Raw genomic sequence first — 7,807 nt, forward strand, 5'->3', positions numbered from 1 at the left:
TTCGCCCCAACGCGCCGGAGAAGATCCCGTGACCCAGCCCACCCCGCTGATGCCGCATGCAACGGCCTCGTGGCTCGTCGACAACACCGCGCTCACCTTTGAGCAGATCTCGGATTTCTGCGGGCTGCATATCCTCGAAGTGCAGGCCATGGCCGATGACCTGACCAGCGCCAAATACACCGGTCGTGACCCGCTCCGCTCGGGCGAGCTGACTACCGCCGAGATCGAGAAGGGTCAGAACGACCCGGCCTATCGCCTCAAGATGTTCAAGGTGCCCGCCACCGTGAACCGCACCAAGGGCCCGCGCTACACGCCGGTGTCCAAGCGCCAGGACAAGCCCGATGGCATCGCCTGGATCCTGCGCAACCACCCCGAGGTGTCGGACGCGCAGATCAGCAAACTGATCGGTACCACCCGCCACACCATCGCCGCGATTCGCGATCGCAGCCACTGGAACATCGCCAACATCACGGCGAAGGATCCCGTCACGCTGGGCCTCAGCTCGCAACGCGAACTCGATGCGATGATCGCCAAGGCCGCCAAGGGCAAGCCCGACGACGAGGAAACCGCAGCCCGCCTCGGCAATGACCGCGAGGCGTTGATCGAGGAACTGCGCGCCGCCCGTCAGGCGCAGGCCCGCATCGCCTCGGAAGCCGCTCAGGAAGCCGAAGCCGCCGCCTGGCTGGCCGCCAAGCGCGCCTCGGAGAACGAAGAGCAGCAGACCCCGCCTCCGGGCTGGGGCGAGTAAGCTTCGGTTTTTTGAGCTAAGCATGACCCCCGCAGGTTTCTGTGGGGGTTTTGTTTTGGGTTTATGATTCAGGAAAAGAAGATGCGAGGGGGTTACCCCCTCGCGCTCCCATGACGTCTTCCGACGAAGCGGCAGTGGCGCCGATATGGTGCGCTTCGGCTCTCCACCTGCGCGACTTAAAGCGCCGCAGGCAGTGAGTCTTTTAAAGCCTGCGGCGCGGCAATCTGGGCGCAAGGCCCAACCCTGTGTGCAAGGCAGACAGTAAAGGGAGCGCGAGGGTGATGACCCTCGCATTTCCTCTTTCCTGTCTTGAAACAGTCAAAAAAGACTCAACCCCTGACATATCCCCATATTCCTGCTACGGGCAGCACCATGACCGACACGCAAACCGCCCAGATCGAACCCGTGGCCCCCGCAGCAACCCATGCTGCGGAGACCCCAGAGGCGTTGATCGCCCGTCTGGCGAAAGCGGGCCGCGCGGCGCAGGCGCAACTGGCGCGGATGACCACGGCGCAGAAGGGCGATGCCCTGCGCGCCGCCGCCGAAGCCTTGAAGGCTGCCGAAACCGAAATCCTCGCCGCCAATGACAAGGACATGGCGGCGGGCGCAGAGCGTGGCCTGACGGGCGCGCTGCTGGACCGTTTGAAGCTCGATTCCAAGCGCCTCGCGGGCATCGCCGATGCCGTGGCGCAGGTTGCCGCCCTGCCCGATCCTGTCGGTCAGGTGATCGATTCTTCCAGCCGCCCCAACGGGCTGGCGCTCAGCCGCGTGCGCGTGCCCATCGGCCTGATCGGCATCATTTACGAGAGCCGCCCCAACGTCACCGCCGATGCCGCCGCGCTGTGCCTGGCCTCGGGCAATGCCGCGCTGCTGCGTGGCGGTACGGAGGCGGTGCATTCCAACCGCGCCATCATGGCCGCCTTCCAGCAGGGTCTGGCCAAGGCTGGCGTGCCTGCCGAAGTGGTGCAGCTGATCCCCACGCAGGATCGCGCCGCTGTGGGCGCCATGCTGACGGCGCAGGGCCTGATCGACATGATCGTGCCCCGCGGCGGCAAGAGCCTTGTCGAGCGCGTGCAGAATGATGCGCGCGTGCCGGTGCTCGCCCATCTGGACGGCATCTGCCACACCTATCTGCATGCCAGCGCCGATGTCGCCATGGCGCGCTCGATCGTGGTCAACGCCAAGCTGCGCCGCACCGGCATTTGCGGTTCGATGGAGACGCTGCTGATCGATGCGGCCTTCCCGGCGGCTCAGGCGGTGGTGGCCGATCTGCTCGAGGCAGGCTGCGAGATTCGCGGTGACGCCCGCGCCCTTGCGCTCGATCCGCGCGTCCTGCCCGCCAGCGATGCGGATTGGGATACCGAATATCTCGACGCCATTCTCTCCGTGGCGATTGTCGACGGCCTCGATCAGGCGCTGGCGCATATCGATGCGCATTCCAGCCGCCACACCGATGCCATCATCACCAGCGACGATTCCGTGGCCGAGGACTTCCTCACCCGCGTCGACAGCGCCATCGTCATGGTCAATGCTTCCAGCCAGTTCGCCGATGGCGGCGAGTTCGGCCTGGGCGCAGAGATCGGCATCGCCACCGGTCGCCTGCATGCGCGCGGCCCTGTGGCGCTGGAGGGGCTCACCACCTACAAGTGGCTGGTGCGCGGCACAGGGCAGACCCGCCCGTAACGCACTGACCTCATGAGACGCATCGGCATATTGGGCGGGTCGTTCAACCCGGCCCATGGCGGTCATCGCCGCATCAGCCTTGGCGCGCTCCGCGCGCTGGGGCTGGATGAGGTGTGGTGGCTGGTCTCCCCGGGCAATCCGCTGAAGCCGGTGGAGGGCATGGCCCCCCTGCCCAGGCGCTTTGCCTCCGCCGTCAAGCAGGCCCGGCGCGCGCGAATCCGCGTCACCGCCATCGAGCGGGAGTTCGGCACGCGCTACACCGCCGATACGCTGAAAGTTCTGCGGCGACGTTACCCGCATGACCGGTTTATCTGGATCATGGGGGCCGACAATCTGGCGCAATTCCACCAATGGCATCGCTGGCGCGATATGGCGCGGGCGATGCCGATTGCGGTTGTCGCCCGTCCGGGTTATGATGGCGCTGCCCTGGCCGCCCCGGCCATGGCCTGGCTGGGCCGTTTCCGGCGGCCTGTGGCCAGTGCGGTCAACCGGATTGACTGGAGCGCGCCGGCCCTGGTGCTTCTGGCTTTCGATCCCGATCCACGTTCGGCCAGCGCCATCCGGCAGGCCGATCCGCTCTGGGCTCAAACGCCCGGAAACGGGCCTTTGGCCCTGCGTGATGGGTTGACCCACCGTTTGATTTCTTCCGCACCTTCTTCATCCATCGGCCGCCCGGCGGCCCTTTCAACGCGCCCTTAAGGAGTGCTTATCCTCTCAATGAACGAGCCTGTCCCCCAATCCCCGACCGCCTCTACAGGCGCCCCTGCCCCGCTTCCGGCATCCGAGCCGGGTTCGCTTCACGAGCTGGTGCTGAACTCGCTCGATGACGATCAGGCGCAGGAAATCGTCTCCATCCCGCTCGAAGGCAAGACCACGATCGCCGATCACATGGTGATCGCCTCGGGCCGTTCGACCCGTCAGGTCGCCGCCATGGCGCAGAAGCTGGCCGAGCGCGTGAAGCATGGCGGTTTCGGCCATGTCCGCATCGAGGGTCTGCCCGCTGCCGACTGGGTGCTGATCGACTGCGGCGACATCGTGGTTCACCTCTTCCGCCCCGAAGTGCGTAGCTTCTACAATCTGGAGCGTATGTGGGCCTTTGGCGGCGCCTCGGCGGCTGCCTGAGGATCATTCGCGTCCCTGACGGGAATCACGCATAAGGCATAGGGGCGCGCATGCTGCTGCATATCATCGCGCGGGGGCGGATCGGCCGCTCCAGCGAGGGGGAGATGGTCGAGCGCTATCTGAAGCGCATCGCCTGGCCGGTGAAGCATACCGAGCTGCCCGACCGTGGTGGCGCGATTCCCGCGCATCAGACCCCTGTGCGCAACGTGCTGCTCGACGAGCGCGGCAAGCAGATCTCCTCGGAGGATTTCGCCGCGCTGCTGGGCCGCTGGCGTGACGATGGCGTGCGCGAATGCCGCTTCCTGATCGGCGCGGCGGATGGCCATGGCGATGCGGCGCGCGCGCATGCCGATCTGCTGCTGGGTTTTGGCGCGATGACCTGGCCGCATATGATGGCCCGCGCCATGCTGGCCGAGCAATTGTGGCGCGCGACCAGCATTCTGGCTGGCCACCCCTACCATCGGGCCGGTTGATGCGCAGAGGGCTGTGGATCGGCACGGCTGGCGTGGCGGCTCTGGCCGCCGTGACCGCCATGGGCCAGAGCACGATCCCCGGCCTGACGGTTGGTGACGATCCCAATCAGGCCCGCCGCCAGTTGCTCGATGCCAAATCCGCCGCCCAAGCTGCCGGTGTCCGTGCCGAAAAGCTGGAAGCCGATGCGCGCAACGCCAATGCCGCCGCCGATCACACCGCGCGCGAAGCCGCCGCCGTTGCCGCGCGCATCCAGCAGGCCGAAGCGGAGATCGCCGCCGATGAGGCCCGCATCCGCCTGATCGAGCAGCAGCGCGCCGAACTTTCGGCAACCTTGGCCCGCCGCCAGCAGCCTTTGTTGCGGCTGACGGGGGCCTTGCAGCATCTCTCGCGCCGTCCGCTGATCGTGTCGCTGTTGCGGCCCGGCTCGGTGCAGGATGCGGCGCATCTGCGCGCCTTGCTCGCCACCATGATGCCCGAGGTGCGCCAGCGCACGGCGGCATTGCGCCAGGAGATCGACAAGGCGCGGGCGCTGGCCGCGCAGCAGCGCAAGGCGCAGGCCACGCTGATCGCCGGGCGGCAGGATCTGAATGACCGCAAACAGTCGCTCTCCGCGCTGGAAACGCGCCAGCGTCTGGCCGCGCGCGATGTCTCGGGCAGCGCGGATCGTGAATCGGAGCGCGCTCTGGCGCTGGCGGAGCGCGCGCGCGATCTGGGCGGCCTGCTTGACGAGCTGGACAAAGCGGCGGGCCTGCGGGAAAAGCTGGCGCGCCTCCCCGGCCCGATCATCCGCCCCGACCGCCCGGAAGCCACGCAGGCCAGCGAGGAGGAAGACCATACCCCTCCCCCCGCGCATCTGGCCGATTATATTCTGCCGGTGTCCGGGCGGCTGATCGCCGGTTTCGGGGCCAGCAACAATGGCGCGGCCTCGCGCGGGATTTCGCTGGCCGTGCCTGCGGGCGCGCAATTGGTCACCCCCGCGCCGGGGCGCGTCGCTTTTGCCGGACCCTATCCCGGCTATGGCCAGATCACCATCATCGAGCATGACGGCGGCTGGACCAGCCTTGTCACCGGCCTTGGCCGCGTCGATGTGCGCGTGGGCGACCGTCTGGTGGCGGGCGCGCCGCTCGGTCTGGCCGGGCCGGGCCGCCCGGTGGTGGGGCTGGAACTGCGCAAGGACGGCCAGCCCGCCAACCCGCTCGACCAGATTGTGCGGCGTTGACAGGCTTTGCGGCAAAAAAACTGCTGGACCTTCGTTGCTATGGCTCTGGATCGCAACCACATCCGGAACATCGCTTGGGGTTAACACCTTGATCCATCTGGCGCTGGCTTGCGTGAGCGGCTAGGCTCGATCCTTAAAGCAGTTGAAAGGCCCCGAAATGCGTTTGAACGGGATGCGCTCCAGTCTTGCCACCACTTTCCGTGCCGCCCTGTTGCTGGGCACGGTGGCGCTGGTGCCGGCCACCACGGCGGCCCTCTCGGCGGTGGACGGGCGCGTGGCGCCGCAATTCGGGCGTTTGTTCGATGTCTATCGGCTGGTGAAGGCCAATTACGTCGACCAGACCGATGACGACAAGCTGGTGAAGGGCGCCATCGACGGCATGCTGGCCAGCCTCGATCCGCATTCGGCCTATCTGGAAGGCTCCAGCCTTGACCGGCTGCGCACCATGATCGACGGGAATTATCAGGGCCTTGGCCTCTCCGTGGTGATGGATGAGGGCACGGTGAAGGTGGTTTCGCCGATGAAGGGCAGCCCAGCCGAAAAGGCCGGGATCAAGCCGGGCGACTACATCACCCATCTCGATGGCAAGCTGATCTATGGCGGCGATCTGGATGATGCGGTCAACAAGATGCGCGGTCCTCCGGGTACCAGCATCCGTCTGACCATCTATCGCCCGGGCCGTGATGGCACCTTCGATGTCACCGTCACCCGCGCGACCATCGATCTGAAACCCGTCACCTCGCAGCTGGACGGCACCGTCGGCGTGATTTCGGTGAACGAGTTCTCCACCAATGTGGGGCGCGATGTCTATCAGGCGATCCAGACCCTGCGCGCGCAATCGGGCAACAAGCTGACCGGCTTTATCCTCGACCTGCGCGGCAATCCCGGCGGCGAGCTGGACGAGGCCGTGGCCCTCTCCGATCTGTTCCTGACCAAGGGCGATATTGTCTCGCAGCGCGGCCGCGTGGCCTCCGAGAATGCCATCTGGCATGCCGAGACGGTGTTCCCCGGCGATGCCGCCAAGGGCCTGCCGATCGTGGTGCTGATCGATGCGGGCACCGCCTCGGCCTCCGAAATCGTGGCAGGGGCGCTGCAGGATCAACATCGCGCGCTGGTCATGGGTGAGCGCAGCTTCGGCAAGGGCAGCGTGCAGACGATGATCCCGCTCGACAAGGATCACGCCGTCAAGCTGACCACCGCGCGTTACTACACGCCCAGCGGCCATTCGGTGCAGGAAGGCGGCATCCATCCCGACATCCGCGTGCCCCAGCTGACCGATCCCGACGCCCGCCGCCGCAACGAGCTGGCCGAGCGCGAGAGCGATCTGGCGCGCCATCTGGTCAACGAGGCCGGGATCGACGACAAGAAGCTGGAAAACGACCTGAAGGACGATCCGCGCTTCAAGCTGACCGCCGATGAGCTGAAAGCCAAGGGCATCAAGGACTTCCAGCTGTGGTATGCCGAGGAAACCCTGAAGCACACCGGCGGCCTGCCCGCTCAGCCCAAGGCCGCGAAATAGGATCATCTTCGATGGCAAATGTGACTCAGGCCCGCGCGCTGGCGCTGGTGGTGCCGGTGGCCCTGGTGGGCGGGGCCTATGCCTTCCAGTATTGGGGCGGGTTGTTCCCCTGCGAGATGTGCTGGTGGCAGCGCTACGCCCATTTCGCTGCGATCGCTTTCGCGGTGGCGGCTCTCGTGCTGCCCGCCAAGAAGCTGTGGGTGGCGCTGGCCGGTCTGGCGATTGCGGTTTCGGCGGCCATTGGCGGCTATCACGCGGGCGTCGAATATGGCTGGTTCAAGGGGCTGACCGAATGCACCACGCTGGTCAACTTCGGCGCTGGCGGCGATCCGCTGGCGGCCATCATGAACGCGCCGATCATCCGCTGCGATGTGGTGCAGTGGAAGATTTTCGGCATTTCGCTGGCAGGCTTCAACTTTATCCTGTCGGCTCTGGGCGCGGTGGGCGTGTTTGCGCTGCTGCTGCGCGGCAAGAAGGCGTGAACCATGGCTGATCCGGTGAAAAAGCCCCTCTCCAAGGCCGTCGAGCGGATGATCCGCGTCGATCAGGCGGGCGAGTATGGCGCTGTGCGCATCTATGCGGGCCAGATGGCCGTGATGGGCGACCGTGGGCCCCATGGCGGCCGCATCGCCCATATGCTGGAGCAGGAAGTGGTCCACCGCCAGTGGTTCGATCAGTTCCTTGTCGAGCGTGGCGCGCGACCGACGCTGCTGCAGCCCTTCTGGCATGTGGCAGGCTTTGCTTTGGGCGCGGCGACGGCTTTGATCGGCCCTGAGGCGGCGATGGCCTGCACCGCTGCGGTGGAGACCGAGATCGATCTCCACTACACCAAGCAGCTGGAAGAGCTGGGCCAGGACGAGCCCGAGATCGCCGAAAAGATCGCCAAGGCCCGCGATGAAGAGCGTGAGCACCGCGATATCGCCTTCGAGCAGGGGGCGGAGAAGGCTCCGGCCTATCCGCTGCTGTCGGGCGCGATCCGGTTGGGGTGCAAGGTGGCGATTGCTCTGTCGGAACGGATTTAAGGTTTTTAAGGGAAGGATGC

9 protein-coding genes are annotated in these 7,807 nt (G+C 66.3%); all 9 read left to right on the forward strand.

Annotated elements, in window-relative coordinates:
- Positions 1-28 precede the first annotated feature (28 nt).
- The gene (locus SR3_RS24605; protein ID WP_068091983.1) at positions 29-748 is read left to right on the forward strand and encodes a DUF1013 domain-containing protein; all 720 of its coding nucleotides are present in this window, start codon (positions 29-31) and stop codon (positions 746-748) included.
- A 372-nt stretch (positions 749-1,120) separates the two neighbouring features.
- Positions 1,121-2,431 carry a glutamate-5-semialdehyde dehydrogenase gene (locus SR3_RS24610; protein WP_068091986.1) on the forward strand — a complete coding sequence of 437 codons (1,311 nt, stop codon included), beginning with the start codon at positions 1,121-1,123 and terminating at the stop codon, positions 2,429-2,431.
- Between the two features lie 12 nt (positions 2,432-2,443).
- Entirely contained in the window at positions 2,444-3,130 is a 687-nt protein-coding gene (locus SR3_RS24615; RefSeq protein WP_068091989.1) for a nicotinate-nucleotide adenylyltransferase, read from the forward strand.
- A gap of 18 nt (positions 3,131-3,148) precedes the next feature.
- Positions 3,149-3,553: a ribosome silencing factor gene (rsfS, locus tag SR3_RS24620; RefSeq protein WP_084455886.1), complete on the forward strand. Its 405-nt coding sequence runs from the start codon at positions 3,149-3,151 to the stop codon at positions 3,551-3,553.
- Positions 3,554-3,603: 50 nt separating this feature from the next.
- On the forward strand, positions 3,604-4,026 hold the full coding sequence (locus tag SR3_RS24625; RefSeq protein ID WP_068091992.1) for a 23S rRNA (pseudouridine(1915)-N(3))-methyltransferase RlmH: 423 nt from the start codon (positions 3,604-3,606) through the stop codon (positions 4,024-4,026).
- Positions 4,026-5,246, forward strand: a complete 1,221-nt coding sequence (locus SR3_RS24630; protein ID WP_068091995.1) for a murein hydrolase activator EnvC family protein — start codon at positions 4,026-4,028, stop codon at positions 5,244-5,246. The genes SR3_RS24625 and SR3_RS24630 overlap by 1 nt, the downstream gene beginning before the upstream one ends.
- 157 nt (positions 5,247-5,403) lie before the next feature.
- Complete coding sequence (locus SR3_RS24635) at positions 5,404-6,765, forward strand: S41 family peptidase (RefSeq protein WP_084455887.1); 1,362 nt, start codon at positions 5,404-5,406, stop codon at positions 6,763-6,765.
- A gap of 11 nt (positions 6,766-6,776) precedes the next feature.
- Positions 6,777-7,247, forward strand: coding sequence for a disulfide bond formation protein B (locus SR3_RS24640; RefSeq protein WP_084455888.1), 471 nt, complete (start codon positions 6,777-6,779; stop codon positions 7,245-7,247).
- 3 nt (positions 7,248-7,250) lie between these two features.
- A complete protein-coding gene (locus SR3_RS24645) occupies positions 7,251-7,787 on the forward strand; it encodes a demethoxyubiquinone hydroxylase family protein (RefSeq protein WP_068091998.1) in 537 nt (178 codons plus the stop codon).
- Positions 7,788-7,807: the final 20 nt, after the last annotated feature.

The sequence above is a fragment of the Novosphingobium rosa NBRC 15208 genome, from assembly GCF_001598555.1.
Taxonomy (GTDB): Bacteria; Pseudomonadota; Alphaproteobacteria; order Sphingomonadales; family Sphingomonadaceae; genus Novosphingobium; species Novosphingobium rosa.

Coding starts and splice junctions, on each gene's coding strand:
- SR3_RS24615 (WP_068091989.1), top strand. CDS start 2,444: ATGAGACGCATCGGCATATTGGGCGGGTCGTTCAACCCGGCCCATGGC.
- SR3_RS24625 (WP_068091992.1), top strand. CDS start 3,604: ATGCTGCTGCATATCATCGCGCGGGGGCGGATCGGCCGCTCCAGCGAG.
- SR3_RS24610 (WP_068091986.1), top strand. CDS start 1,121: ATGACCGACACGCAAACCGCCCAGATCGAACCCGTGGCCCCCGCAGCA.
- SR3_RS24635 (WP_084455887.1), top strand. CDS start 5,404: ATGCGTTTGAACGGGATGCGCTCCAGTCTTGCCACCACTTTCCGTGCC.
- SR3_RS24645 (WP_068091998.1), top strand. CDS start 7,251: ATGGCTGATCCGGTGAAAAAGCCCCTCTCCAAGGCCGTCGAGCGGATG.
- SR3_RS24640 (WP_084455888.1), top strand. CDS start 6,777: ATGGCAAATGTGACTCAGGCCCGCGCGCTGGCGCTGGTGGTGCCGGTG.
- rsfS (WP_084455886.1), top strand. CDS start 3,149: ATGAACGAGCCTGTCCCCCAATCCCCGACCGCCTCTACAGGCGCCCCT.
- SR3_RS24630 (WP_068091995.1), top strand. CDS start 4,026: ATGCGCAGAGGGCTGTGGATCGGCACGGCTGGCGTGGCGGCTCTGGCC.